This window comes from Colwellia sp. PAMC 20917, from assembly GCF_001767295.1.
GTDB lineage: Bacteria > Pseudomonadota > Gammaproteobacteria > Enterobacterales > Alteromonadaceae > Colwellia_A.
In genome coordinates, this window is the sequence record NZ_CP014944.1 from 4,392,454 (window position 1) to 4,417,441 (window position 24,988).

Consider the following 24,988-nt stretch of genomic DNA (forward strand, 5'->3'; position numbering starts at 1 on the left):
GGCAGTAAATTAAATGCCTTTTACTTTGATGTGAAGCCACAATAAAAGAAGCCCAATGAAAAAACCTAAAAAGTTAAAGAATGAAACCGCTTTATTAAAAAAAGCGATTGAAGTTGGCGAAAAATATGCGATGAACCGAGGTTATAATGGTTTTTCTGCCACCAATGCTTCAAAAGACAAGGTTGAAAGCTTGTACCGTCTATTGGTTAACGACAAGCTTATTCAAGCTTCGCCTGCTGATGGTGAAGACTTGCTTAGTATGAAACACCGATTAGCAATGTGGATAGCAAAGCAATTACCCGAAGACCATCCATTACTTAAGTAATAAATGCCTATTTTAATGATAGGGTCTGTGCGTTTAAATAACGCTTTATAAATTTAAATATAGAAAAATAAAATGAATCGTAAGAAAAAAATAAATGCCGCGTTAAAAAGTAAGCAGAAAAAAGCCAATGCTAAATTACATACCAGCAACAAGCCCCGTTATGTTTCAAAAGCTGAACGAGCACTTTTAGAAGGAAAAGAAGCGGCGGTTCAAACAACTGATGAACCGCAACTTACTGAGTAATTATTGATTATGCTAGCTAAACTATTAAATATCATAAAACCGGCGAGTAAAATTGATGTAAGTGATGCCATTGATCAAGACAGTCATCAATGGATCCTCGATACTTTTTCTTGGGCGCTTACACATTTTGATGTTGCAGAGTTTAAAAACAATAGTCAGCTTGTATTACCTAATAATCAATTTTATCAAGGTAGTGTAACTAGTGTTCATGAAATGGCACTGAGTATTTTTAAACAAACAACCACCTATGCTGGTATGCAGCAGTGGCCCATTATATTGATCACACCAGAGCAGTTTTTTGCGGGTACTCAGCAAATAACCATTCCACCGTTTAATATGGTTGACCATTGTCGTGGTGACAATACGCCCTTTGCTAAATTAAGTGAAGAAGATACAGCGAAGCTCCAACAACAGCCGATTATGCTTTCTTATGGCGAAAATCAAGTTAATCAGCCACAAGATCTTATTTCGTCGATTGTACAAAACCTTGCGAATATCCTAATTGTCCAACAAGCTAGTTTACCACCAGGTGGCAAAGAGTTTATTCCTCAAGCCGTTGATGTAATCGCTTGTTTTATGGGCTTTGGTATTATATTTAGTAACACAGCTTATCAATTTAGAGGCGGCTGTGGCTCGTGTAATAATCCTAATGCAAACCGTCAGTCGGCATTGCCAGAAAATGAAACAGTGCATGCTTTAGCGCTATTTTGTTTGCTTAAAGCGATAAGACCTAACGCGGTAAAACCTCATTTAAAATCACATTTACGAAAACAATTTTCGCTTTCCTATCATGCTTTAACAAACACCATAAAAAATTCTCCGGATCCCGTTTTACTGTCTTTACTTTAATCAAGCTATGTTTATTAAAAATAAAAAAATTATTTTCACTAAATTCATGATTTATTAAATAAAAGCGTCTACAGTTACTGTTATTAGTTGGGCATTTTATTTTTGATTTTAGTGAGGTAATAACTATGTTGAGTATCCAAGTAAAAGACTATATGAACCACTATCCAGTTACTTTTACTTCAGAAATGGTGGTTGAAGAGGCGGCATTGCGCTTTTTAAAAACAAAGCAAATTGGTGGTCCAGTGATCGATGGTAATAATCGTGTTATTGGTTTTCTCTCTGAAAGTGATGTTTTAGCAACAATGCTACAGACGATTTATCATAATGAACATGTGAGTGATGTTGCCGCATTGATGCGCAAAGAAGTATTATCAGTTAAACCCTCTGACAGTGTCATAGAACTTGCGCAAAGCATGTTACAGAATAAACCTAAAGTTTATCCAGTGGTAGACGAAGATGGTATTTTACTGGGTACTATATGTCGTAATGATGTTCTATACGGTATTGATCAATATACTCGAAGTACCTTTAAACCTTAGTCAGCTGAGTTAATTTCATACTGTCTATTTGTACCACTTGATTGAAGTGGTACAGACTTAATAAAGCTGGTAAAATTATTTTTTGCTATTTTGTTTGGGTCAACCTTGTCTTCTGAAAAATCTATTACTACCTCTTCTGAATCTCAGCGCAGCCAAGTTATTAACATTGATAAGCTTTTTAGCCGCCTTGGATTGTGTTTTAAATCTGATCAGATTCGTTTGAAAAAGCGCTTAATGTCGAGTAAGAAAATCACTGATAGTGACAAAAAGCAAAAATCACTCAGTCAAATTTCTGCCCATATTGATGAGTCAATCGAAAAAAAGCAGCGTAAAATTCAGAATGTTCCAAAAATCACCTATCCAGAAGATTTGCCGGTATCACAAAATTCTGACGTTATCGCTAAAGCGATAACTGAAAACCAAGTGATTATTATTGCGGGTGAAACAGGCTCGGGCAAAACGACTCAAATTCCAAAAATATGTCTTGCTTTAGGTCGTGGTATCGACGGCATGATTGGTCATACTCAGCCACGTCGTATTGCGGCGCGAACAGTTGCTACACGTATCGCTGATGAATTATCGACAACATTAGGCGACGCGGTTGGTTATAAAGTCCGTTTTAATGACTTAGTGAGTGAAAATAGCTATATAAAATTAATGACCGACGGTATTTTATTGGCAGAAATGCAACATGACCGTTTACTGCGAAAATACGATACGATTATTATTGATGAAGCGCATGAACGTAGTTTAAATATAGACTTTTTATTGGGGTATTTGCGCGAAATATTACCTAAACGTCCTGATTTAAAAATCATTATTACTTCGGCAACCATCGACCCAGAAAGATTTTCACAGCATTTTGCTTCAGCAGACGGCAAACCCGCGCCTATTATTGAAGTCTCGGGGCGAACATTCCCTGTTGAAATCCTTTATCGTCCGCTTAATGGCGACAATAATGATGAAACAGAAGAAGTAAGTAGTAGCGATATCATTAGTGGTATTTTGCAAGCTGTTGACGAACTTGGCCATATTAGCCAAGGCGACATTCTTATTTTTCTTAATGGCGAGCGCGAAATACGAGACGCCGCATTAGCCTTAGAAAGAGCAAATTTAAGACACACCCAAGTGTTGCCTTTATATTCACGGTTAACGGTACAAGAACAAAATAGAATTTTTAAACCACACAGTGGCCGTAATATTGTGCTTGCCACTAACGTTGCAGAAACCAGCTTAACCGTACCAGGTATCAAATATGTTATTGACCCGGGCACCGCACGTATTTCTCGTTATAGTTACCGCACTAAAGTACAGCGTTTACCTATAGAAGCTATTTCTCAAGCCAGTGCTAATCAAAGAGCAGGGCGTTGTGGTCGTGTTTCAGCGGGTGTATGTTTACGTTTATACAGTGAAGAGGACTTTCTTGGTCGCCCTGAATTTACTGATCCTGAAATATTGCGTACTAATTTAGCGACAGTTATTTTACAAATGCTGGCGCTTGATCTCGGCGAAATCAGTGATTTTCCTTTTGTTCAGCCACCGGACAGTCGTAATATTAATGACGGTGTTTCATTGCTTGAAGAATTAGCGGCGATAGAAAAACAGCAAAACAAAGTGGTATTAACCAAAGCGGGGCGGATGTTAGCAAAATTCCCCACCGACCCACGTTTATCAAAAATGATTCTGTCTGCTATTGATTTGGGCTGCATTGAGCAAATTTTTATTATTGTTAGTGCGGTAAGTATTCAAGATCCGCGTGAACGTCCCCATGAAAAACAGCAAGCGGCAGATGAAAAGCATAATCGCTTTAAAGACAAAGAGTCTGACTTTATTAGCTTGCTTAATTTGTGGCACTACATTCAACAGCAACAAAAAGCGCTGACTAATAACCAATTTCGAAATATGTGTAAAAAAGAGTTTTTAGCTTATATGCGTATTCGTGAATGGCAAGATATTTTTAGTCAGCTTAAACATACACTGCGCGATTTAAACATTCCAATGAGCGGAGTTGAATATACTCCGCCATCGTTAGATGCTAATAATAGCGATGTAAGTAAAAAAACTGAGCCAGTAGAAAGTAATAATAACAATATTATTCACCAAGCTATTCTGTCAGGTTTACTCAGTCATTTAGGGCAACTTGACGAAAACAGAGAATATAAAGGTGCACGCAATAGCCGATTCTTCATATTTCCGGGGTCGGGTGTCGCAAAGAAATCACCTAAGTGGATAATGGCAACTGAATTGGTTGAAACCAGCCGTTTGTTTGCCCGTATGGTCGCAAAGATAGACCCACAATGGATAGAGCCTTTAGCTGAACATCTTATTAAGCGCAATTATAGCGAACCGCACTGGGAGAAAAAGCAAGGTGCGGTAATGGCTTTTGAACAAGTGATGCTATATGGCCTGACCATAGTTGCGAAAAGAAAGATCAGCTTCAATCATATTGAACCGCATACCTGCCGTGAGATATTTATTCGTGAAGCATTAGTCAATGGTGATAGTACCCTTAATGAAAAATTCTATCAGCAAAATCACCAACTAGTTGCGAGCATTGAGAAGTTAGAGCAAAAAGCTCGCCGTAAAGACTTTTTAGTAGATGAAGAACGTTTAGTTGAGTTCTATGATGAAAAGTTGCCAGAAACCATTATTTGCCAACGTAGCTTTTTGTCGTGGTGGAAAAAGTCTAAACAAAAAAATGCTCAGTTACTTAATTTTACCGAAGCTTTTTTATTAAACGAAACGGCTAAAGTATTATCGGCCAAAGATTATCCTGATGTTTGGCATCAAGGTAATTTAACCTTGCCGTTAAGTTATCATTTTACCCCTGGTGATATAGATGATGGGATAAGCTTACATATTCCTGTCGGTATTTTAAATCAAATTGAAAATCGTGATTTTGATTGGTTAATTCCAGCGTTGCGACTAGAACTTATTATTGCCTTGATCAAAGGCTTACCTAAATCTTCACGACGAAATTTTGTGCCGGCTCCTAACTACGCAGAAGCTTGTTTGTCAGCGATTAGTGAGGGGGACGGTAAGTTAGTTGCCGCTGTTGAAAAACATTTATTAAGAATGACGGGTGTGCGTTTACCCGAAGATATTTGGCAAGATGTTGAGTTGCCCATTCACCTAACGATGAATTTTAAGGTGATTGACGAAAAAGGTGTGCTTATTAATCAAAGCCGTAAGCTTGAACAGTTAAAAGCGTCTTTGCAAGGAAAAGTAAAAGCATCAATTAAGAAAGTGGCTGATAAAGGAATAGAACGTGAACAAATTACTAGCTGGGATTTTAACAACATTCCCAAAGGCTATGAAAAAAATATTGCTAATATCACCATAAAAGCTTTTCCAGCCTTAGTAGATAAAAATAAAACGGTTGCTATAGAATTATTTGAACAAGAAAGTCTTGCTGAGCAAGCGATGGTTAATGGCGTGAGTCGTTTAATTTTATTAAACATCCCTTCTCCAGTTAAATATCTACAACAAAAATTGCCTAATAAGGCTAAGTTAAGCCTATATTTTAACCCTTTTGGTTCAATACCTGATTTATTAGACGATTGTATACTTGCTGCTTGTCAACACTTGGTGAAAGAGCACGGCGACATACCACGTAACCAAAATGATTTTGAAAAAGCTAAAGACCATGTTCGTGCTGAACTTGCCGACTGTGTGCTCGTGTCAGCGTTAAAAGTAGAAAAAGTATTAACCTTAACCCATGAAATAGGGAAAAAACTAAAGGGTCGAATGTCTTTAGAGGTTATTCAAGCACAAGCCGACATTAAAGAACAACTTGGCTTACTGGTGTTCAAAGGTTTTGTGACCGCTTCTGGTCATCAACGATTAGAAGATATTGCGCGTTACTTACAAGCGATGTTAAGACGAATGGAAAAGCTGCCGGTTGATCCCAATCAAGACCGATTGAAAATGTTAGAGGTTGCGAAAGTAAATGATGTTTATTTAGCGTTGCTTGCCAAACAGAGCAAAGGCAAGCCTATTGCTGGTGACATTTTAGCGGTGCGCTGGATGATAGAAGAATTTCGTGTTTCGATATTTGCGCAAAATTTAAAGACAGCTTATCCGGTCTCTGCAAAGCGAATTTTAAATCATTTGAAAGAAATTTCAGCAGATTAAGTCGATTTTATCAACAATTTAAGTTTGAAATTTGACACTAAACACTACAATGGGTATAAAAGAGACAATAAAAATTTAAATAATAATATGGAGTAGTAATGGTTAACTTTGATGATAAACGAGATTTCTATCGGATGATGTTAAATAGTGATGTAACCGTGACCATTATCGACGATGAAGCGAACAGTCAAATATTAGCGACTTGTCGAGACTTAAGTGCGACGGGTATGGCAATTGAAATGACGCATCCTTTAGAGCTTAATACCCATGTTAAAGTTAGTGTGCGGTCTGCGAGCAGCAATGTTCAACCGTTGGAAGTTTCAGGGAAAATAGTACGCGTCACCGAAGAGGGTGAAGAGTGCTTTTTAATTGGAATTAATATTGCCGAAATAGATTAAAGACTGAGCCTTAACTAGGCAATAAAAAAACTCATAAAAAACGAGCACTAAGTGCTCGTTTTTTATTTTAAGACAGTCACAAAAAGTGAACTAACTTACTTGGCAGACTAAGCCTTTCAAATAATAACCTTCAGGGTAGTTACTCGATATTGGATGATCACCAGCTTGTTGCAAGCGCTCAACAAAGTGCACCTCGCGACGAGCATCAAGAGCGGCATCAGCAACTACTTTTTGAAATAGGCTTGCTTCCATTAAACCAGAGCAAGAAAAGGTCAGTAATATACCGTTTGGCTTGAGTAATTGCATAGCAAGCATATTAATGTCTTTGTAACCACGACATGCACCGGTTAGTTGTGCTTTTGATTCAACAAATTTAGGTGGGTCTAAAATTATCATATCAAACTGACGTTTTTCTTCGCGATATTGTCTGAGTAACTTAAATACATCGGCTTTAACAAAAGAAACATTCTTGTCTTGCAGGTTATTAAGGGCAATATTTTCTTCGGCTAAGTCGAGTGCCGATTGAGAAACATCAACATTGATGACTTCTTTAGCGTCATTTGCTGCACAATGTAAGGCGAATGTTCCGGTATAAGAAAAACAATTAAGGACTGATTTATTTTTAGCATATCGACCTGCAGTCACACGAGAATCACGTTGATCTAAATAAAAACCTGTTTTATGGCCTTTTGCGATATCAACATTAATCGATAAACCATGCTCTTTAATCACACATGCGGTTGACTCAAGTGGCTCTGTTAACCAACCTGTGATTGGCTCTAATCCTTCTTTTTTACGTACGTCAACATCAGAGCGTTCGTAGATGCTACATTGAGGATAGAGCTCTTTAATCACTTCAACTAAGGTATAACGTTGAAAGTCGGCACCGGCACTTAATAGTTGGCAAACAATTAAGTTATCGTATTTATCAATAGTTATACCGGGTAAACCGTCAGATTCACCAGCAATTAAACGATAACCGGTTAAACCGCCTTGTTCGATAAACCATTCACGTCTAGATTGAGCACTTATTAATTTTTTACGAAAAAATTCACTGTCAATTTCTTCATTTTCATTAAAGCTCCAAACTCTAACTCGAATCTGTGATTCTGGCGAGTAAGCACCGCGAGCAAGCCATTTTTCCTTGTGATCAAAGACATCAACGGTATCGCCTAACATCGGATTTCCCTTGATTTTATTAATCGCTTGAGAAAATATCCAAGGATGTTTTCGTAATAAAGACTTCTCTCGGCTTACTTTTAAATAAATTCTTGCTGACATGTGACTATACTTAATGAATTGGTAAATGAAATTGCGCAGAGTGTAGTCAATGCCAAGCTCGGGTGCAATCTTCACGTTAAGTTATTTCAGTCTACGTTAAGGAACAATAAGTATGAATGTTAGTTATATCGCCCATGTTAGCGGAAAAGTACAAGGGGTTTATTTTCGTGCGTCTAGCCAACAAGTCGCTATTGATTATGGTTTAAGTGGTTATGCAAAAAATTTGGATGATGGGGATGTAGAAATTTTAATATGCGGTGAAGAAAAAGACGTAGATAAAATGTTAGCATGGCTGGCGTACGGACCACCAGAAGCTGAAGTGGTAAGTATGGAGAAAAAACAAGTTAAATGGCAACAACATAACTTTTTCGCGATTAGCTAATCTACTGTTTAGATAATTACCCGTAAACGAACAAGCGGTTACAATTTAGAGGTTTTCTTGAAATATATTAACGTTACAACCGATGAGCAATTAACTTTTGCTGAAACACCCATACCTGAGTTTTCGGTAGATGAATGCTTAATTCGTGTAAAAGCTATTGGCGTTAACCGAGCCGATATTTTACAGCGACAAGGAAATTATCCAGCCCCTAAAGGCGAGTCTACTATTTTAGGACTGGAGGTTTGTGGTGAAATTGTTGCTTGTGGTAGGGAGGTAAATAACTGGAAAATTAATGACAAAGTTTTTGGTTTAGTTGCTGGCGGTGGTTACGCAGAATATGTTGTTATAAAGTCTAGCCAGTTATTTTATCTGCCTGCTACCTTTACTTTTGAACAAGGTGCAGCTTGTGCAGAAACGTTTCTAACGGCCTACCAAAGTCTATTCTCAATTGCCCAGTTACAACCTAAACAATCAGTGTTGATACATGCTGGTGCCAGTGGTGTTGGCTGTGCTGCTATTACACTTGCCAAAGCAAAAGACTGTTTTGTTGTTGTGACCGCTGGCAGTGAAGAAAAATGCCAAGCGTGTTTAAAATTAGGTGCAGATGTTGCGATTAACTACCATCAAAATTCTTTTGAACAATGGAAAAAAGCAAACGTTCACGATGGCTTTGATGTCATTATTGATGTGGTGGGCGGAGATTACTTACAGAGAAATATCAATGTCGCAGCAGTGGATGGTCACATTGTTATTCTGTCTATTTTACAAGGCCGCTATTGCGAAAAAATTGACATAGGTAAGATGCTTTCAAAGCGAGTCACTATTACAGCTTCAACATTACGAAACAGGAGCAATGATTATAAAGCTGAATTAGTGGCTAACTTTAAAGAAGACTTTGGCAAGTTACTTTGCGCAGGGCAGTTATTACCGGTAATTGATACTTGCTATTCATGGGAAAATACCGATAAAGCCCATCAACGTATGTTGGAGAATGGTAATATCGGCAAGTTAGTACTAATGGTTTAATAACTAACGTTAATTAGTTACTAGTAGAGATTTTTGTTTTAATTCGTTGCTTACGACGAGCACCTAATCCTAATAAACCTAGAGCTAAAATTGCTAAACTAGCAGGCTCTGGTACAGAAGTAGTTGAGTCGTCTGCACAGCCAGCCACTTTGTCACATAAGCCACCAAAAAAGGTAATGTGTGACAAGCCAAAATTCTTTCCATTGTTATCCTTAGGGGGAGTAACCCAATCGCCACTGGTTACTGATGCAGCTAAGTTCATACAGGCATAATTTAAGTTTGTGCCATCTGTAGCATCATTACCAGCGTCACAAATAGAGTTATTGACACTATTATCTTCAATTCGCCAATGCAAGCGAAAGTCATTACTTGCTTTTGCTACCCAAAAACGTATATCCGGATACTTATATACGCCTTTGTTGAAAGTCCAAGTACCTGTTTTGTTTTCTTCTGTATTTTCAGGAATAGAAAACGCCCAATCCTCTTCTGCCACGTCGTCCTTATATGGGTCATATTCAGTATATGTGGAATTATCTAATATTGATTGACTAGAATTTTCATCAATAATTTCAAACTTGGCAATAATGTTAGATAGATACTGTGTAACATTAGCACCATCTACCACAGATATTACGCATTTAGATTCAGTATTGTCTCCATAGTAGTTGCATTCATTATACCCAGTTATTAATGCAGATACTTGGGTATAGCCAGCAAAGCTATTAAATGAAACTAAAGCTAGTGATGATATTATTAATAGCTTTGTTGTGTGATTTTTAAGAAAACTGAAAATTGTCATTCATAACTTCCAAATTATATGATGAATTTTGTATATTATTTTACGATGCAATAACTAAGCCGTAAAAAAAATGTATGTTTAAAACAAGATGATGCAGACGTTAAGGCCCAGTTTTATCCTATTTCCCTAGAGTGTTGTAAAATATCCTGACAGTGAATTATAGTTAAGCAATATAGTTAAGCTGATAAATTTAAGCTGATAAATTGCTTTTTCATGAAGATATTATAGCGCAATATTTATCTTATTAACGAGTAGATAATGGTTTTTATTGAAATGTTTACTGATAAAAAGCACAATCATCCTTGTCTTTTAAATTGTTTGAGAAGTTAATGGTGCGTCACGTTTTTATACCCAAAATATTTTTATTTTTATTTTTAATAACTTTTCAGCAAGTAGCTCAGGGGAATGATAAAAATGTGCTTGAACAAGCTAATATCGCTTTTAAAGATAACCGCCATAATGAAGCGCTCATTCATCTTAAAAACTTAACCCAAAAAGAACCCAATAATTTAGCGGCAAGGCTTTTAATGGCTGAGGTACTTATTGCTTTTGGCAAAGGGGCTACTGCAGAAGTTGAACTCGATTTGGCTGAAAATTTAGGGGCAGACAAAAACCGAACATTCTTGCTGTTTGCGGAAGCTTATTTACTACAAGGTAAATACCATGACACCATCAATCACCTAGACAAACAGGTGCAAGATGAAATACTCGCCGCCAAAATTTTTGTTTTAAGAGGCCATGCACAACTAGGCTTGCGACAGTTATCATTGTCAGCAGAAAATTACCAGCAAGCGTTATTACTTAATGCGGTTAATATCGATGCAAAATTAGGTTTAGCGCAGGTGGCTTTAAATTATTATCGCTATGATGAAGCACAAACATATGTTGATGATGTACTCAGTGGTTTTTTCCCTCCAGTGAATGCTTGGATATTAAAAGCGAGTATCCACCAAAATATAGCTGAATTAGATATTGCTTTTAAAGCTATAAATAACGCTTTATTAGAAAACCCTAATCATATTCAGGCACTTATTTTACGCGCTAGTTTATATATAGAGTTTATTGAATACGAGAGCGCAAAAAAAGATATTGCAACTGTGCTTGAGCTTATCCCTTATGAACCTAAGGCCATGTTCTTATCAGCAATGATTGAAACCAGAGAAGACGAAAATTCAAATGCTAGGGAAAAACTTTCAAAATTAAGTGAATCATTGTCAACGCTTGACAATGATACCTTGGATAATAACCCTAGTTATTATTATTTGGCCAGTGTTGTGGCTTTTCAGCAAAATAATTATGAAGCAGCTGATCAATATATTAAAAATTATTTAAATATTGATCGCTTGAATATTAAAGCAATGACCTTCTCAGCGACAATTCATATCGCCATGAAAAACTTTACCGCGGCATTGTCAGTATTGAATAAAGCCAATTTACAAAAAGAAAATAACCCTAAAGTTATCTCTCTTTTAGGGTTGGTCAGTTCTGAGCTTAAGCAATATGAGAAAGCAAAGTTTTACTTTCAAAAAGTTATTGAATTACTACCTGACTCATCGATTGCCTCGCAACAGTTAGCAAAAAATAGTATTGATATGGGGGCGTATCAACAGGCCATAGATACCTTGCTTTCAATCAACGCTTCATCGGAGTATCAGTCAACCATTAGTTTTTTATTGGTGCAAGCCTATGTAAAGTCAGGGCAAATGACTAAAGCGGTAGCGCTTGCTGAAAAATTAGTTAAAGCACAACCAGATAATAAAGAGTTCCTTCATCATCTCGGTTTTATTTATCAAATAGTGGGTGATTATAATAAAGCAAAACAAGCATTCGAACATGCTCTTAGTATTGACGCTTTACACATTAAATCACTGATTAGTTTGGCAGAAACCCTACTTAGGATGGGCAAAATAAAAGCATCGTTTGAATTATTAGAGCAAGCACTTTTAAAACAAGAAAATAATAAAGAACTCATTAGCGCTTTAGGGAATAATTATACTCAAACCAGGCAGTTTAAAGAGTCAATCGTTTGGTTTAAGAAGGCTTATAATATAGAACCCAAGAATAAAGACTTACTTAAACAATTGTCTTTTAGCTACATGGCGGCAGGCGAACCCGTAGAAGCAATAGAAATAATAGAAAGTTATTTATCGAATCATGAAAAAACGGCTGATTTATTTGTATTACTAGGCAATTACTATCAGCAACAAAACAATTTTGACAAAGCACTGCAAAGCTTCAACAATGCTATAAAGTTTGATGGTGATAAAGGCAAGGTCTATTTTTATATAGCCCAATTTTACCAAGCAAATAATAAACCAGATGATGCCCTTGAAGCCTATAAAAAGTCTATCGCCTGGTCTGAAAATAAGCAGATACCGTTAGTGGCGGCAAGTCAGTTTTTGAATCAACAGAAAAAACCTCTTGAAGCGATTAAACTTGCTAATGATTTTTTAGAAAGTTATTCAACTAAATTACAGATGATTTTGGCGCATTCTTATTATTTGTCTGGCCAATATGATAATGCCGAAAAGAGTTATAAAAAGACATTAGCATTAACAACACCTCAAGATGAGTATCATGACAATATTGTCGTTGGTTTAAGTCTGGTGTATCAAGCACAAAAACGAAATAGCAAAGCAACTCAGCTATTGACAAAGTATTTGAACAAAGAGCCAATGAATTTTTTAATGAATTCTTCGCTAGCAGAAATTTATATGATTAATGAGCAGTGGAAAAAAGCTTACGATATTTATATTTTGTTGTTAACCAAATATACACAACAAGCCGTATTGCATAATAATGCGGCGTTTGCTGCTTTGAATTTAGCCTTGTATGATGATGCAGAAAAGCATAGTTTAGCGTCTTTAGCTATTACAAAAAACCATCCTGATTCCCTCGATACACTTGGCTGGATTTATTATCATACTCAAGAATTTGATAAAGCACTGCCACTATTTCGCCAAGCGCTTGCACTAGATTACTCTAAAATTGAAATTAAATATCATTTAGCGTTAACCCTCAAAGCGCTTAATCGAGAAAAAGAGGCTTTTAATACCTTATTAGAAGTGGTTAATAGTAAACGTGATTTTCCAGAGAAAAAAGAGGCTCAACAATGGTTGAAATTATGGGCTGATGCTCTACGTACTGATAATGATATTTAAATATCATTATCATACTCTAAAGCAAATCAGATAAAGGGCTTCGAACACTATAGCGCCATGCTCAAGTACATGGTTATAAATTTGGGTTGTACGTAAATCGCTGTGTCCTAGTTGTTAACTAGGCGTTCAAACGGACAAATAACAGTTTGCTGTTTTCGTGCCTCAAACATTTCAGCAAACAATTTTTTGCCTCTCAATGGGGCGTTAGCTTTTGTTGTATAGTAAAGCAGTTAACAACTATTCTATTGTGTTAACTTAAATTTTTTCAAGGATAGTGTCGTGAATAACTTACAAAAGATAGGTGGCGTTGCAGCACTTTTTGAAGCCGTCATTTACATATCAGCTTTTATTTTTTTTGGGGCGTTTTGGGATTACCCTGTAACTGCTGATGATGCACAAAAATTTATTTTTTTGACTAATAATCAGACAATTCTATCGATAGTTAATTTCACTATGTATGTCGCCTTTGGTCTTTTTTTGGCGGTATTAGTTATAGCGACCCATCAACGGATGAAAACCAAGGCTCCAGTTTTATCACAAATGGCTTCGGTCTTCGGTATTATTTGGGTTGGCCTTGTTATAGCAAGTGGAATGATTGCAAATGTAGGATTAGGTGCTGTAATCGATTTGTCTGCCAAAAATGCAGAGCAAGCAATGACTCTTTGGGTAGTTATTAATACAATAGTTGAAGGTTTAGGGGGAGGTAACGAAGTTGTAGGAGGATTATGGGTTCTTTTATTGAGTGTTGTAGGCTTAAAAGTTATTGAGCTACCTAAATTGTTAAACTGTTTAGGACTATTTATTGGTTCTGTTGGTATTCTCACTATTTATCCTGCTGAAATACTGACAGAAATATTTGGCTTAGGCCAAATATTATGGTTCTCTTGGCTAGGTATGACAATGCTTATTAGCCCTCAAAGCTAAGCTATTCAAGTGGGACAAATTACAGATGGCTGGTTCCGCTCCGCTTCACATTTTAGCCAACTATATTTTGCCTCTTAAATGGGCGCTATGTTTTTCACAAGGTGAGTATTAAATTGCGACTGTTCTTTTCATTATCACTAGTACTCGTTTTAGCTTCTTGCGAAACTCGAGGAAAACTTGAGTACATCACTTCGGATGGTGAGCATAAGATAGCGTGCGAAACTGAATATACTTGGGAGCCATCAGTCGATAAATATGCGGTTGAGTATATTTTAAGTTATTGCGCTAAAAATGCTGTAAAAAAGGGACATCGAGTTGTCAATGAGTCCTTATTAAAAATAGATTTAAGTATACCTTTATCACCTAATGGTAACTCTTGGACTTTTGATTACGCTAAGGAATTACACAAAAATAAGAGGCTAAGTGACAAGGAGTACGGTTATATTATCGCGTATTTAGATCTTGGCCTAAATAAAAGTTAGGTTTTCATACACATAACAAGAATTTAAAGCGGGACTGTGACAGTTTGCTCGGTTTCGCTACACAATTATAGCAAAGTATTATCAGCCCCTTAAATGAGCGTTATATTTCAAATTCTATGGGAGTGGAGATGCTTAAAAATTTAACCATTATTTTATTAGCTTGTACGCCTTTATCCACGTGGGGAGGTGATTTTGAGTTTTCAGTTGGAGGGGGGTATCAATATAGCGGGATTATAGGAACTCAATTTGCTTTTAAAGAAGATGATAAAAAATATTTTGTTTCACTTGGTTTACCAGGTGTATCTGTTGGAATGCAATCTACATTTTCAAACAATGAAAATCATTCAGTTGGTTTTTCTGTTGGAAAATTAACAAGTTTTTTTAGTGTGGATACTGAATATGGATTTATAACGTATAATTATCATTTTAGTGGTTTTAAAAATGATGGCTGGGTATTAGGCACAGGAATTGGCTATTATAATCAAGATGAACATATGGAGTTTTTTAGTAATGGTAAACCTAAAGAACGAGAAAATGGGATGGCTTTAACATTCGATATCGGTTATAAATTTTAAAATATCAGCCATTCAAGCAGGACAAATAACAGCTGGCTATTTGCTCCTTGGTCGCTTATTTTAGCTAACAATTTTTTGCCGCTTAAGGTGGCGTTGGTATGACTCCCCACGTCAAGTTAAATACACTGATCCTTGTTCATTAATTTCAGAACCATTGTATTCACTTTTAGTATTAAGTGAGTTAACGCATAGAATGAAGCAAGTAATTTCGTCGGTTATCATGCTGATATTCGTGGATTACTAACTTGTTTGCTAGCAGCGCCTACCTTACTCATTTCGTCGTGGCACCTGTCTTCAGTCTATGTTCGCGGTTCAATAGCCGTTAGGCTATTGCCGTCCTAACGCCGTCGGTGATTGTGCCACACCCGATGCTTGATCCCATGCGCTAACTCAAAACTTTTATTCATGCAGGTACTCTCGATATTCTTAGCTTCACATCAATTTTTGGTAGCACTACCTCGCGAGAAATAGCCCAAATATAAGCGATCATTTCTCTGGCGATGGCCGTAACGACCACATTACGATGTTTGCCTTTATGCATGAGTCGTTGATAGCGGCGGCACAACCTCAGTTGAGCTTGCCAAGCCATATCAATAATTTCTTTGCTTAAGCCTTCTTGTCTTAATTGCATTTCTTTTGAAATATTGGCGTTGTGTTTATACGAATGTGCACCTTCGACCAGTAGTCGTCTTGCACGGCTGTTACCGCATTTGGTAATAGCACCTAAATGGCGTTTATCGCCACTTGAATGTTCACTTGGTACAAGACCAAGGTAACTCATTAATTTTCTGGGATGGTCGAACCGTGATAAGTCACCTAGTTCGGCAATCACTCCTGTGGCGACTAATAACCTCACACCACGGAGCGCCTGTATCGCTTTAACTACAGGATAAAACCGCCAGTTTTTCACTTGATGTGTTAATTCATTATCCAGCCTTTTTAAGCGTTTTAGTCGTTCAGTAATGGTTAAAACCGCTTCTTGCAAAACAATTTGCTGACAAGGATGAGGTAATACTAATTCAGCGAGCCAACGCAAATGTTGTAATGACCAGTTATCTTTTATTTTGCTGTTAATGTTGTTACGTAACAACAATGCTTTAAGTTGATATTTAGCATCCTTTAAGTCTTTCATGCCTGTTTCTCGTGCCCGAGATAAGTCCCGTACGGCTTCATCTTCGGGCTCAGGGACATAGATAGATGTTAAGTCTTCAGACTTGAGCAGCTTTGCAAGTTTGAGCGCATCACGTTTATCGGTTTTGATTTTATCTCCTGGTTTTTTAGGGATAAGAGAAGGTGCGATGACATAGCAACAATGATTAAGGCTGGTGAGAAAGCGGTAAATCCAATAGCCACAAGGACCTGCTTCGTAAACAAAATGAAGTGTGGCATCTGGATATTTTGATTGTAATTGTCGTGCGAGTTTTTTAAAGGCGGCTTTATTACTGAGTATTTTACCTAGATGAGTTGATTTAGCGCCACGTTGGTCTTCAATATAAGCGACTTCAGTAAATGTTTTATGGGTATCTAAGCCAATGAAAAGTATGTTATGTTTTATCATGCTAGCCTCTGTTTGATAATGTTGACACATATATTATGGCTCTGGTTTGTAAAACTAACCCACATTTAGAGGCTAGCACCTTGTGGGGGGTCATTGTGTCTATTTTTTGAATTAAAAGGTGGAGTATATGGATAAATCGCTGCAAAAAATGATTGAAAATATGTCTGAAAAAACAGGTAAAAAGTTAGAAGAATGGCTTCAAATCTTGGACAAAGAGAATTTTGAAAAGCATTCAATGGCTGTGAAATTTTTAAAAACAGATCATGGGGTAACACATGGGTTTGCAAATACAATTGTCACTTTATCTAAAGAAAGGACTAATCCTCCTGAAGATTTAGTTTTAAATCAATACAGTGGTAAAGAATCGCTTAAGCCTATTTATGAAACGCTTCTCTTCGTAATAAAAAACTTCGGTGAAGATGTTGTAATTACACCCAAAAAAGGAAGTGTAAGTTTAATCAGAAAAAAACAGTTTGCTTTAATTAAGCCTGCAACTAAAACAAGAATAGACTTGGGTTTAAAACTTAAAGACGTAAAAGTGCAAGGGCGGTTAGAAGGTTCAGGGCCATTTGGCACTATGTGTACCCATAGAATACAACTAAATAATATCTCTGACGTTGACAGTGAAGTTATCGAATGGTTATCGAAAGCGTACGAAACATCTGTTTAGTCAAAACATAACAAGCGCTTCAAATGGAAAATACAGTTGACTATTTTTACTCTGTTCAACATTATAACCAACTATATTTTTCCGCTTAAGCGGGCGTTGGTAATTTATATAATCAAGTTTTGGAGTTATTTTGAAGAAATTAATATTAGTTTTAGCTGTTGTTATCGTAGGATACTTTGTAAATTTAAAGTTTGTAGAGGTAGCATATTCACTAGGCTTTGCGGAGTTAAAAAAAGAAGCTATATTAATTAATTCTGAAAAAATGAAAGTTAAATGTCATTCATATGCTCTTGGCTGGTTTGATGAAATTAAATTAGAAAATAAATTTCAAGCATGTGTCAACGAACATGAAGCTAATGGCTATAAGGTTGTTGGTAGTTCTAGCACTTAACAAGCAACTCAATACAGATAAAAGTTGGCTGTTTCACTCCGTTCACCATTTTAGCCAACAATTTTTTGCTGCTTAACGTGGCGTTATGGTGCCTGATATCTCACCATCTAATAAGGAAGTTGCATGCTCTACTCAACACCTCATCTTAGGTTATTTAAATTAATATCAGTTTTACTTTCAACCGTAATATCTTCTTCGATTGTTCAATCAAAAAATCTTGAAATAAATGCGGAACAACGTAAAGAAGTGGTTGAAAGTATTGCTCAGATCATTATTGAAAATTACATTTTTCTTGAAGTTGCAGAGAAAAATGCTACTTATATTCAAAAGCAATTAAAAACAGGAGAATATAATAAGATTATTAATGCTGATGAATTTGCAACAAAATTAACTTTAGATTTACAACACATAAACCACGATAAACACATGGAAGTTCGAGTTAACAAGCCTGAAAAAGCCTATTCAGAGCAAGAACAAACAAATAATCCGCATTTGGAATATTTAAAGCAGGAGCAACTAGAGAACTATGGCTTTAAAGAGATTAAAATACTAGAAGGTAATGTAGGGTATGTTGATTTCCGATATTTTAGTGGTTTCGATTCAGCAAAAGCAACAGTTGATGGTGTATTACAACTTATTAAAAATACAGATGCCATTATTTTTGATTTACGAAAAAATGATGGAGGCTCACCTGAAATGGTGCAATATATTTGCAGTTACTTTTTTGGTGAAAAGACTCATTTAAATAGTCTATATTGGAGGAAAGGGGATAGAACTCAAGAGTTTTGGACTCTTGATGAATTACCGGGTAAACGTATGCCTGATGTGCCGTTATTTGTTTTAACAAGTAAATATACTTTTTCTGGTGCTGAAGAGTTTGCTTATAACTTTAAGACTCGTAAAAGGGCAACAATAGTAGGTGAAAGTACTGGCGGTGGTGCAAACCCGGGTGGACCGATAAAAGTAAATAAATACTTTAGTATTAATGTTCCTAAAGGTCGTGCTATTAATCCTATCACTCAAACCAATTGGGAAGGTACAGGAGTTACGCCAAATATTGAAACGACAGCAAGCAATGCTTTTAACAAAGCCCACACCTTAGCTAAGAGTTCAGCAGAAACATATCGTAAAGCAAAAGAAAAAATAAAGGCAGGTTGAGGCTTAACCCAGCACCATAAGAAAATTAACAAGGACACGTAACCGTTGGCTACGTTTCGCTCACAATTTTAGCCAACCATTACTTCGCCTGTTATTTGGGCGTTGGTATGAAGAGTTAGTCGATGTATCAAAATTTATTTAAAACTATAGTCTTATTATTCTTTCTTTCAGGTTGCGCTGAAAGAGTAATCGATATTAGTGATAAAGAAGGGAAAATAGTAGGTGGTTGTAATGCTGGTTTTGATTGGCATTTCTACGGCCTGCAAGACTCTATTGATTATGTGTTATATGAATGCGCTAAGGACTTAATTGCTAAAGGTTACACAATATCAGATGAAAGATTGCTCTCGATTGATTTTTCACTACCTGATCCTCCAAAAGGTCAGTCTTGGAATAAAAAATTAGCGATGATCCAATTTCATAGCGGTAAAATTACGGAAAGAAAGTTAGGATATATTCTTGCGGCAACAGAATTTCAATATATAAAAATTATTCGGACTGCTAAAGGCGATTTAGCTAGTGGAAAGATGACAGAGTCTGAATTTAATAAAATTGACCAAAATGCCAGGCTAAATTGGCTTGGTGAATAAAACACATAATAAGGCGCTCAAGAGGTAAAATTTACAGTTTGCTATTTTCACTCCATTCCACATTTTATCAAACTACAATTTGCCTCTTTAGGTATTCATTGAAATTTGGCAGCAGGAATTCAATATGAAAGAATCAGATTGGAAAGTTTTTAAAGAAATCAAGGATAAAGCTATTGAAAAGTACTGCACTTTTGCGCTAAAAGAATCGCAAGAAGTAATTTCTGATAAAAAATCTAATGTTCATAACAGATACCTCTTATTGTATAAATTACTTCAAAATAGTGATAAAAAAATGGCTCTACTCTTCGATGGGCATAGTCGTTCTAAAGCGCTGGTACAACTTATTGCTATTCGCAGCGAGGGGCTTGCAGATGAAACTTTACTGTCCAAATTATCAGATGAAGTTCGAGAGAAAACAGACCCTGAAAATCATGGTTGGTAAAAACACCTAGCAAGCACTTAAAACGGAACAAAAAAAACAGTTGGTTAGGTTCCGCTTCTTACACATTCTAACCAACTATTTTTGTCTGCTTAAGTGGACGTTATGTTGTTATCGCACTTTAGTTTTAAATTAAAACTATTCATGAATAATAGGGACTTTATATGAAAGATTCTATCAACGAGTTAAAGAGTGAGTTTAAAGCTAAATTACTATTTTGGAATAATATTCAAAGTATTAAAGTTAAAATAGCTCTATCACTCCTATTTATAGCTTTAATCGGGCTAAAAGTTTTTACGACAGTTTTAACTTTTGACTGGCTATCAGATTTATTCAGTTAAGCGGGAAGTAAAAACTATAAGAAATTAAACAAGGACAAAAAACAGTTAGCTTTTGTTCACTTCGTTAGCTTATTTTAGCCAACCTTTATTTGCATCTTAATGGGGCGTTAAATGCCCCAAGGAAGTATGAGCATCAAATTCAAGAAAGTCGTACTCATCACATTAGTAATTCCAACCAGTATTCATTGGTTAGGTATGTGTTTATTTGGTTTGGCTCTTTTTGCTCACGGTGCATTTTGAGATTTACCATCATTCTTTCTTACGGTGGTGACTTTAGTCGGTCTGTTTTCGTTAATAGTCGCAATAGTGTCTGTGGCTCGTTATCCTAAAATAAGTCAGTTTACTCTATACACAATCGACTTAGGTTGTGCGGTATTAGTTATTGGCCTTTTTATTGGTTTTTATGATGAACCGTGGTTTTTAGTTTCTGCAATTAGCTTGTTTTTAGGTAGTACTTTTATTATGGTTGAGTATGACAGGGGAACTATAAGTTATTCAAACGGACGCTAAACAGTTGGTTAGCGCTTGTTCCCCGCAATTTTAGCCAGCACTTTCGTGCCGCTTAGTAAGGCTTTGAGGCTGTAGAATTTCTCCAAAAGGTACATTTTCAATGTCCCTTTTATTATTTTAAACCTGTTTTTTTTTACCTTGTTCCGTGATCTAATAGATATTATTCACTGACAGTAAAATGTTATGGCGAACTACAAACCCGATTTATCCTGCCAAAGTAAATTCATTCCCATTGATTTTTCAGTACAAATTGTTCCCGGTACTTTTGAATATGCGCTTGCGCATATTATTGATAATCATCTCGATTTATCAGGTTTTGATGCTTGGTATCATAATGATAAAACAGGTGCTGCAGCATACTCCCCAGCCGTGATGCTAAAAATCATATTGTTTGCCTACGCTCGTAGATATATTAATAGTCGCCGTATCGCTAATAATAAAAACCGCCAAAAACGTAAACGTTTTTGATTGTTAAAAGAAAACAATCCAGTTAGAGTATTTTGATTAAAAATAATTTAAAAACGAGTAATTCTACAGGCTCGTTAGGCTTTTTTTAATTTGAACTATACGATATAACTAAACTTATTATTCATTCAGAAAGGAAATTTAAATGAAAAGACTGTTTATCTTAATAATACCTTTTGCTCTATTAAGCGGCTGTTCATCAAATCAAGCATTATCGGATGAAGAAGTTCGACAAAGTATTATTGACGAATTTAAACCTAAAAATGTAGCGGGCCAACCAACTGAATTTGGTGAATCCTGCTCTTACGGTGAAGGAAGTTGCTCGACTCCATTGCAGTCAGTTGGATTGGCTTGTTCATGCATGACCACTGATGGAATACAAAGTGGTACAGTTAGATAAATAAGCCCAACAAGAAAATCAACAAGGACTAAAAATAGCGGGCTGTTCTCTTCGCTCCATTTTAGCCCACTATTTTTAGTCTTTTATTTGGGCGTTATATGTAAAAAGGAGTTTCGCATGAATATCAATGCAACAATAGTTGGTGAGTTAATTTTACTATCAGTTATCATAATTAGTGGCCTAAGTTACTATCTCGGTAAACGTAAAACCCAAAATGTTAAAACAACAACCTTCATTGGTTTTTTATTATCATTTATACCACCATTAGGTTTAATATTTTTAGCAGTTTTAGCACTTAAAAATGATGTTTCAAATCATAACGCATCTAATGTTTAGGTGCTCAATTGCATATAAGCTAATTAAACGGAAAATAACAGCTGGCCATCGCTTCGCTATTATAGCCAGCCATTATTTTCCGCTTATTAAGGGGTTATATAACTAGGAGTATAAAAATGGATTTTGGTAAGCTTCCTAAATCAGAAAAAAACATACTAGCAGGAGTTGCTGGTGGAATAGCTGCATATCAGGGGATTAATCCCTATAAAGTTAGAATCGCTTTTTTACTCACCGCACTATTGACTGGAGGGATCATTGTTATTGTATACACAGGATTAGCTTTGTGGATGCCTCCTCCTAACCGGTAATTACGAATAAGGCAATAGAGTTAGCTATTAGTTATTTTTCACCAATCTAGCATAGTTACATTACAAGGCATTAATGCACCACTAAATAACAGTTGACTGTGCCTAACAGACTTAGCTCCTAACGTGGTATTATTTCTCTATTTTTATCGTAAATACAGGTGTGAGTTTAGTATGGTTCAAAACATTATAGTAGTGGCATTATTAACAGGGTCCATAGGGTTAATGCTATTGGTTATAGGTTCTATTTTCGCTGCTATTGTAGCTCTGGGTAATAAACAGCACTTATTTGGTTGGTCTGTATTTTTGTGTTTTCCTCTTTCATTAGTTTATTGTGCTATGAATTGGGACAAAGCCGCATATTCTGGAAAAATGGTTTATTCAGGCGCTTTTTTGCTGGCAGTAACGGCTATTATTTTGAAAACCGGTGGTGTGATTTAGGAGGGAACGTAATAAGTCTATCAAACGAGTGGGTAACTACTTTTTAACTCACTCAGGTGACTCTATAACTACGGATAGCGCTTTCACGCAAAGTAATGATTAAACATGGCAGTATAAAAACGCTAAATTTGCTCAAATTTTTAAGGCTAAAAATGGGTCACGACTCTATTTTATCGGATCACTTAAGCGGTTCCATACTCAATGTGATATTGCCTTTATTGCCTGTAGATCTAAAAAATAATTTGTACACCTTATTTAAGTTACCCTTCAAAACAGTTTAATTGTCATTTTTTTGAGTGAAGGTTGGGTTATTAATTATTGTAGCATTAGTATAAATGCAAAATAGCTCGCTTTTCTGAGGTCGTTCAGCATTTTAGCTAATCAATTTTTGTTTGTTATAGGGCGTTATATTAAAGGAATGATATTGGAAATTTCAAAGTGTGTTGTATTAGTCTTTTTGTTAAGTGGTTGTACTGTGTCCAATCATAATTTAAATAATGGGCCAAATGCCTTAGGTGGTGGATTTTCTGACAATAAGCTTCAGAAAGGGCTTTATTCTATTGTAGCAAAAACAAATTTTGCCCCATGGAATGACTATAAGGCTGCTCATAAAATCTTTAATCGTAGAGCTACACAGTTATGTGGTACCGCTGGTTTTACTGCAATTGAGCTTGTAGAAAGAGAGTTTGAACATATTCCTAGAGACCTTCCCCCTAAATATATCATCTCTCAAGTTAATGGTTATGTCATTTGCAAATCATCAAATTTGACTATTAAAGAAGCTGAAAAATTAATTCAAGCTTCATATGCAGTGAGCTTATAAGTTGTTTAAACGGATGTTTTGGGTGAACTTATTAATCTAGAAAGTCCTAGTCCGGTTAATACGAATGCAAAAAATAAAATATGAAGCCACAACTTAGGACCAATTTCAGTGTTCAACTCAGATAAAGACGTAATTGATGTAAATTGTCCTGTAGTTATCAGTTTTACAACCCATTCATTGGCAGGGGTTGCTGAAAGTGTTGTTAGCCATCCTAAAATTATTACTTGCGCAACACTTACTAGATATGAAACGTTAAAGTTATAAATAAGGCTAGCAATAAACGTATAGAACACAGACACGCTAATATGCACAATCCATGATAATACAATGGCGGTAGTTTCATTATAATTACCTAAGTTTATATATGCTGATGCGTGTCTCGAAGTTAACGTAAGCATTCCAAATAAAGGTTGGATTACAATAAAGGCAATACTAGAAAAAATGCCAATTAAAAATATAGTGGTAAAATCTTTGGTATTCATTTGTTACTCTTGGTGTGTTTTGATAATTACTAGACATGTTTAAACGCTGATTAATTTCGAAAAAAGTATATTTTTTCAGGTGGGGCCTAACAAGTTATGCTAAAAAGAGCATGCTCCCATTGAATCTAACAGCGTTAACATATTTGAAAAATGGCAAAACCAAATAGCATTAGGTAATTTTCGTTAGTTGAATCATTTGATGTTAAAGAATATGTCATCAATCAGTAAGTTACATCATTGGTAGATAACCGTTGTTTTTTTGTTTGTTGCCGGACATTCCGCCAAAAAAATTAGTTACGAATGGAATATTTATTTTAGGAGTTAGTCGGATGAGTTTCGTTATAGATATTTTTGTTTGGTTATTAATTGAGACTATATTTGGATTTGTTTTTTATACGACCGGCGGCTTGATTCTAAAAATGCTGACCTTGGGTCAGTTTAAAATAGAATTTCATGATTTTGCTTCTTTTAAGGAGATTAAGTCTAAAAAAATCAATTTAATCTGTCTGTTAGGAATATCCTTTTATGTGCTATCCATTGTGTTAGTGGTTTATCTAAACAATTAAAATATAATAAAATACCAAGTATAAAAATAACCGTTAGCTATTTACTCCCTCATCGACTATTTTACCATCAATAACTTGTTTTTAAATGGAGCATTATTTGTCCCTATAATCGTCTGTTTAACTTTAGTGTGTTTACTTATAGATTGGAGTGGAATAATGGTCATCTTATTTATTATAAGTTTAATCAGTATGGTTTTGTGTTTTTATGTAGCTAAATACCGTCATGCCAATAAAACATTATGGGTGCTAGCAGCACTGCTAATTGGTCCATTAGCGATCCCCTTTGTTTTCTTTTCTAAGCCGGTAACCTCACACTCATAACGAAAACTTTTATTTTTTATATATAACAAACCATTGGCTTTTTTATTCCTCAATATTTTAGCTATGCATTATTA

Annotated in this window: 29 protein-coding genes and 1 pseudogene; 26 read left to right on the forward strand and 4 right to left on the reverse strand. The window is 35.8% G+C overall.

Annotation, left to right across the window (positions count from 1 at the left end):
• Nucleotides 1-55: 55 nt before the first annotated feature.
• From A3Q34_RS18730 to A3Q34_RS18755, 6 genes are all read left to right on the forward strand, one after another.
• Complete coding sequence (locus A3Q34_RS18730; RefSeq protein ID WP_070376721.1) at nt 56-325, forward strand: DUF5062 family protein; 270 nt, start codon at nt 56-58, stop codon at nt 323-325.
• Between the two features lie 72 nt (nt 326-397).
• Complete coding sequence (locus A3Q34_RS18735; protein WP_070376722.1) at nt 398-568, forward strand: DUF2986 domain-containing protein; 171 nt, start codon at nt 398-400, stop codon at nt 566-568.
• 9 nt (nt 569-577) lie between these two features.
• Complete coding sequence (locus A3Q34_RS18740; protein WP_083278094.1) at nt 578-1,417, forward strand: hypothetical protein; 840 nt, start codon at nt 578-580, stop codon at nt 1,415-1,417.
• A 125-nt stretch (nt 1,418-1,542) separates the two neighbouring features.
• Nucleotides 1,543-1,956, forward strand: coding sequence for a CBS domain-containing protein (locus A3Q34_RS18745; RefSeq protein ID WP_070376723.1), 414 nt, complete (start codon nt 1,543-1,545; stop codon nt 1,954-1,956).
• A gap of 234 nt (nt 1,957-2,190) precedes the next feature.
• Nucleotides 2,191-6,090 carry an ATP-dependent RNA helicase HrpA gene (gene hrpA, locus A3Q34_RS18750; protein WP_231907489.1) on the forward strand — a complete coding sequence of 1,300 codons (3,900 nt, stop codon included), beginning with the start codon at nt 2,191-2,193 and terminating at the stop codon, nt 6,088-6,090.
• Nucleotides 6,091-6,188: 98 nt separating this feature from the next.
• Nucleotides 6,189-6,488: a PilZ domain-containing protein gene (locus tag A3Q34_RS18755; RefSeq protein WP_070376724.1), complete on the forward strand. Its 300-nt coding sequence runs from the start codon at nt 6,189-6,191 to the stop codon at nt 6,486-6,488.
• A 90-nt stretch (nt 6,489-6,578) separates the two neighbouring features.
• Here the strand turns inward: A3Q34_RS18755 and A3Q34_RS18760 are convergent, their stop codons facing one another.
• Complete coding sequence (locus tag A3Q34_RS18760) at nt 6,579-7,769, reverse strand: class I SAM-dependent methyltransferase (RefSeq protein WP_070376725.1); 1,191 nt, start codon at nt 7,767-7,769, stop codon at nt 6,579-6,581.
• A gap of 112 nt (nt 7,770-7,881) precedes the next feature.
• Here A3Q34_RS18760 and A3Q34_RS18765 point away from each other — a divergent pair, with 112 nt between their 5' ends.
• Both A3Q34_RS18765 and A3Q34_RS18770 read left to right on the forward strand, forming a co-directional pair.
• Nucleotides 7,882-8,151, forward strand: coding sequence for an acylphosphatase (locus A3Q34_RS18765; protein WP_070376726.1), 270 nt, complete (start codon nt 7,882-7,884; stop codon nt 8,149-8,151).
• Between the two features lie 57 nt (nt 8,152-8,208).
• Nucleotides 8,209-9,177 carry an NAD(P)H-quinone oxidoreductase gene (locus A3Q34_RS18770; RefSeq protein ID WP_197517617.1) on the forward strand — a complete coding sequence of 323 codons (969 nt, stop codon included), beginning with the start codon at nt 8,209-8,211 and terminating at the stop codon, nt 9,175-9,177.
• A gap of 13 nt (nt 9,178-9,190) precedes the next feature.
• Here A3Q34_RS18770 and A3Q34_RS20730 read toward each other — a convergent pair whose 3' ends face one another.
• A complete protein-coding gene (locus A3Q34_RS20730; RefSeq protein ID WP_070376728.1) occupies nt 9,191-9,976 on the reverse strand; it encodes a PEP-CTERM sorting domain-containing protein in 786 nt (261 codons plus the stop codon).
• Nucleotides 9,977-10,305: 329 nt separating this feature from the next.
• Here A3Q34_RS20730 and prsT point away from each other — a divergent pair, with 329 nt between their 5' ends.
• From prsT to A3Q34_RS18795, 4 genes are all read left to right on the forward strand, one after another.
• Nucleotides 10,306-13,137 (forward strand): XrtA/PEP-CTERM system TPR-repeat protein PrsT, encoded by a 2,832-nt coding sequence (gene prsT, locus A3Q34_RS18780; RefSeq protein ID WP_070376729.1) that lies wholly within the window; start codon nt 10,306-10,308, stop codon nt 13,135-13,137.
• A gap of 279 nt (nt 13,138-13,416) precedes the next feature.
• Nucleotides 13,417-14,061, forward strand: coding sequence for a DUF4386 family protein (locus A3Q34_RS18785; RefSeq protein WP_070376730.1), 645 nt, complete (start codon nt 13,417-13,419; stop codon nt 14,059-14,061).
• Between the two features lie 113 nt (nt 14,062-14,174).
• Nucleotides 14,175-14,543 (forward strand): hypothetical protein, encoded by a 369-nt coding sequence (locus A3Q34_RS18790; protein ID WP_157471057.1) that lies wholly within the window; start codon nt 14,175-14,177, stop codon nt 14,541-14,543.
• 128 nt (nt 14,544-14,671) lie between these two features.
• Entirely contained in the window at nt 14,672-15,118 is a 447-nt protein-coding gene (locus tag A3Q34_RS18795) for a hypothetical protein (RefSeq protein WP_070376731.1), read from the forward strand.
• Between the two features lie 403 nt (nt 15,119-15,521).
• Here the strand turns inward: A3Q34_RS18795 and A3Q34_RS18800 are convergent, their stop codons facing one another.
• On the reverse strand, nt 15,522-16,676 hold the full coding sequence (locus tag A3Q34_RS18800) for an IS110 family transposase (protein WP_070374975.1): 1,155 nt from the start codon (nt 16,674-16,676) through the stop codon (nt 15,522-15,524).
• 127 nt (nt 16,677-16,803) lie between these two features.
• Between A3Q34_RS18800 and A3Q34_RS18805 the strand changes: the two genes are divergently transcribed.
• From A3Q34_RS18805 to A3Q34_RS18860, 13 genes and pseudogenes are all read left to right on the forward strand, one after another.
• On the forward strand, nt 16,804-17,346 hold the full coding sequence (locus A3Q34_RS18805) for a DUF4287 domain-containing protein (protein WP_070376732.1): 543 nt from the start codon (nt 16,804-16,806) through the stop codon (nt 17,344-17,346).
• A gap of 130 nt (nt 17,347-17,476) precedes the next feature.
• Nucleotides 17,477-17,737, forward strand: a complete 261-nt coding sequence (locus A3Q34_RS18810; RefSeq protein WP_070376733.1) for a hypothetical protein — start codon at nt 17,477-17,479, stop codon at nt 17,735-17,737.
• 123 nt (nt 17,738-17,860) lie between these two features.
• Nucleotides 17,861-18,895, forward strand: a complete 1,035-nt coding sequence (locus tag A3Q34_RS18815) for a S41 family peptidase (protein WP_070376734.1) — start codon at nt 17,861-17,863, stop codon at nt 18,893-18,895.
• A gap of 122 nt (nt 18,896-19,017) precedes the next feature.
• Nucleotides 19,018-19,485 (forward strand): hypothetical protein, encoded by a 468-nt coding sequence (locus A3Q34_RS18820; RefSeq protein ID WP_070376735.1) that lies wholly within the window; start codon nt 19,018-19,020, stop codon nt 19,483-19,485.
• 124 nt (nt 19,486-19,609) lie between these two features.
• Entirely contained in the window at nt 19,610-19,927 is a 318-nt protein-coding gene (locus A3Q34_RS18825; protein WP_070376736.1) for a hypothetical protein, read from the forward strand.
• A 161-nt stretch (nt 19,928-20,088) separates the two neighbouring features.
• The gene (locus tag A3Q34_RS20735) at nt 20,089-20,265 is read left to right on the forward strand and encodes a hypothetical protein (protein ID WP_197517618.1); all 177 of its coding nucleotides are present in this window, start codon (nt 20,089-20,091) and stop codon (nt 20,263-20,265) included.
• A gap of 306 nt (nt 20,266-20,571) precedes the next feature.
• Entirely contained in the window at nt 20,572-20,775 is a 204-nt protein-coding gene (locus A3Q34_RS18830; RefSeq protein WP_157471059.1) for a hypothetical protein, read from the forward strand.
• A gap of 183 nt (nt 20,776-20,958) precedes the next feature.
• Nucleotides 20,959-21,207, forward strand: a pseudogene (locus A3Q34_RS18835) (transposase); the annotation flags it as partial.
• A 178-nt stretch (nt 21,208-21,385) separates the two neighbouring features.
• The gene (locus tag A3Q34_RS18840; protein WP_070376739.1) at nt 21,386-21,640 is read left to right on the forward strand and encodes a hypothetical protein; all 255 of its coding nucleotides are present in this window, start codon (nt 21,386-21,388) and stop codon (nt 21,638-21,640) included.
• Between the two features lie 117 nt (nt 21,641-21,757).
• Nucleotides 21,758-21,976, forward strand: coding sequence for a hypothetical protein (locus tag A3Q34_RS18845; RefSeq protein ID WP_070376740.1), 219 nt, complete (start codon nt 21,758-21,760; stop codon nt 21,974-21,976).
• A 116-nt stretch (nt 21,977-22,092) separates the two neighbouring features.
• Nucleotides 22,093-22,284, forward strand: coding sequence for a PspC domain-containing protein (locus A3Q34_RS18850; RefSeq protein WP_070376741.1), 192 nt, complete (start codon nt 22,093-22,095; stop codon nt 22,282-22,284).
• Between the two features lie 171 nt (nt 22,285-22,455).
• Complete coding sequence (locus tag A3Q34_RS18855; RefSeq protein WP_083278096.1) at nt 22,456-22,722, forward strand: hypothetical protein; 267 nt, start codon at nt 22,456-22,458, stop codon at nt 22,720-22,722.
• A 424-nt stretch (nt 22,723-23,146) separates the two neighbouring features.
• On the forward strand, nt 23,147-23,545 hold the full coding sequence (locus A3Q34_RS18860) for a hypothetical protein (RefSeq protein ID WP_070376742.1): 399 nt from the start codon (nt 23,147-23,149) through the stop codon (nt 23,543-23,545).
• A gap of 5 nt (nt 23,546-23,550) precedes the next feature.
• Here A3Q34_RS18860 and A3Q34_RS18865 read toward each other — a convergent pair whose 3' ends face one another.
• Nucleotides 23,551-24,027 carry a hypothetical protein gene (locus A3Q34_RS18865; protein WP_070376743.1) on the reverse strand — a complete coding sequence of 159 codons (477 nt, stop codon included), beginning with the start codon at nt 24,025-24,027 and terminating at the stop codon, nt 23,551-23,553.
• Between the two features lie 722 nt (nt 24,028-24,749).
• On the opposite strand from A3Q34_RS18865, the gene A3Q34_RS20620 reads away from it, so the two are divergent.
• Nucleotides 24,750-24,914: a hypothetical protein gene (locus A3Q34_RS20620; RefSeq protein WP_157471063.1), complete on the forward strand. Its 165-nt coding sequence runs from the start codon at nt 24,750-24,752 to the stop codon at nt 24,912-24,914.
• Nucleotides 24,915-24,988: the final 74 nt, after the last annotated feature.

Coding starts and splice junctions, on each gene's coding strand:
- A3Q34_RS18730 (WP_070376721.1), top strand. CDS start 56: ATGAAAAAACCTAAAAAGTTAAAGAATGAAACCGCTTTATTAAAAAAA.
- A3Q34_RS18735 (WP_070376722.1), top strand. CDS start 398: ATGAATCGTAAGAAAAAAATAAATGCCGCGTTAAAAAGTAAGCAGAAA.
- A3Q34_RS18740 (WP_083278094.1), top strand. CDS start 578: ATGCTAGCTAAACTATTAAATATCATAAAACCGGCGAGTAAAATTGAT.
- A3Q34_RS18745 (WP_070376723.1), top strand. CDS start 1,543: ATGTTGAGTATCCAAGTAAAAGACTATATGAACCACTATCCAGTTACT.
- hrpA (WP_231907489.1), top strand. CDS start 2,191: ATGTCGAGTAAGAAAATCACTGATAGTGACAAAAAGCAAAAATCACTC.
- A3Q34_RS18755 (WP_070376724.1), top strand. CDS start 6,189: ATGGTTAACTTTGATGATAAACGAGATTTCTATCGGATGATGTTAAAT.
- A3Q34_RS18760 (WP_070376725.1), bottom strand. CDS start 7,769: ATGTCAGCAAGAATTTATTTAAAAGTAAGCCGAGAGAAGTCTTTATTA.
- A3Q34_RS18765 (WP_070376726.1), top strand. CDS start 7,882: ATGAATGTTAGTTATATCGCCCATGTTAGCGGAAAAGTACAAGGGGTT.
- A3Q34_RS20730 (WP_070376728.1), bottom strand. CDS start 9,976: ATGACAATTTTCAGTTTTCTTAAAAATCACACAACAAAGCTATTAATA.
- prsT (WP_070376729.1), top strand. CDS start 10,306: ATGGTGCGTCACGTTTTTATACCCAAAATATTTTTATTTTTATTTTTA.
- A3Q34_RS18795 (WP_070376731.1), top strand. CDS start 14,672: ATGCTTAAAAATTTAACCATTATTTTATTAGCTTGTACGCCTTTATCC.
- A3Q34_RS18800 (WP_070374975.1), bottom strand. CDS start 16,676: ATGATAAAACATAACATACTTTTCATTGGCTTAGATACCCATAAAACA.
- A3Q34_RS18805 (WP_070376732.1), top strand. CDS start 16,804: ATGGATAAATCGCTGCAAAAAATGATTGAAAATATGTCTGAAAAAACA.
- A3Q34_RS18815 (WP_070376734.1), top strand. CDS start 17,861: ATGCTCTACTCAACACCTCATCTTAGGTTATTTAAATTAATATCAGTT.
- A3Q34_RS18820 (WP_070376735.1), top strand. CDS start 19,018: ATGTATCAAAATTTATTTAAAACTATAGTCTTATTATTCTTTCTTTCA.
- A3Q34_RS18825 (WP_070376736.1), top strand. CDS start 19,610: ATGAAAGAATCAGATTGGAAAGTTTTTAAAGAAATCAAGGATAAAGCT.
- A3Q34_RS20735 (WP_197517618.1), top strand. CDS start 20,089: ATGAAAGATTCTATCAACGAGTTAAAGAGTGAGTTTAAAGCTAAATTA.
- A3Q34_RS18840 (WP_070376739.1), top strand. CDS start 21,386: ATGAAAAGACTGTTTATCTTAATAATACCTTTTGCTCTATTAAGCGGC.
- A3Q34_RS18845 (WP_070376740.1), top strand. CDS start 21,758: ATGAATATCAATGCAACAATAGTTGGTGAGTTAATTTTACTATCAGTT.
- A3Q34_RS18850 (WP_070376741.1), top strand. CDS start 22,093: ATGGATTTTGGTAAGCTTCCTAAATCAGAAAAAAACATACTAGCAGGA.
- A3Q34_RS18855 (WP_083278096.1), top strand. CDS start 22,456: ATGGTTCAAAACATTATAGTAGTGGCATTATTAACAGGGTCCATAGGG.
- A3Q34_RS18865 (WP_070376743.1), bottom strand. CDS start 24,027: ATGAATACCAAAGATTTTACCACTATATTTTTAATTGGCATTTTTTCT.
- A3Q34_RS20620 (WP_157471063.1), top strand. CDS start 24,750: ATGGTCATCTTATTTATTATAAGTTTAATCAGTATGGTTTTGTGTTTT.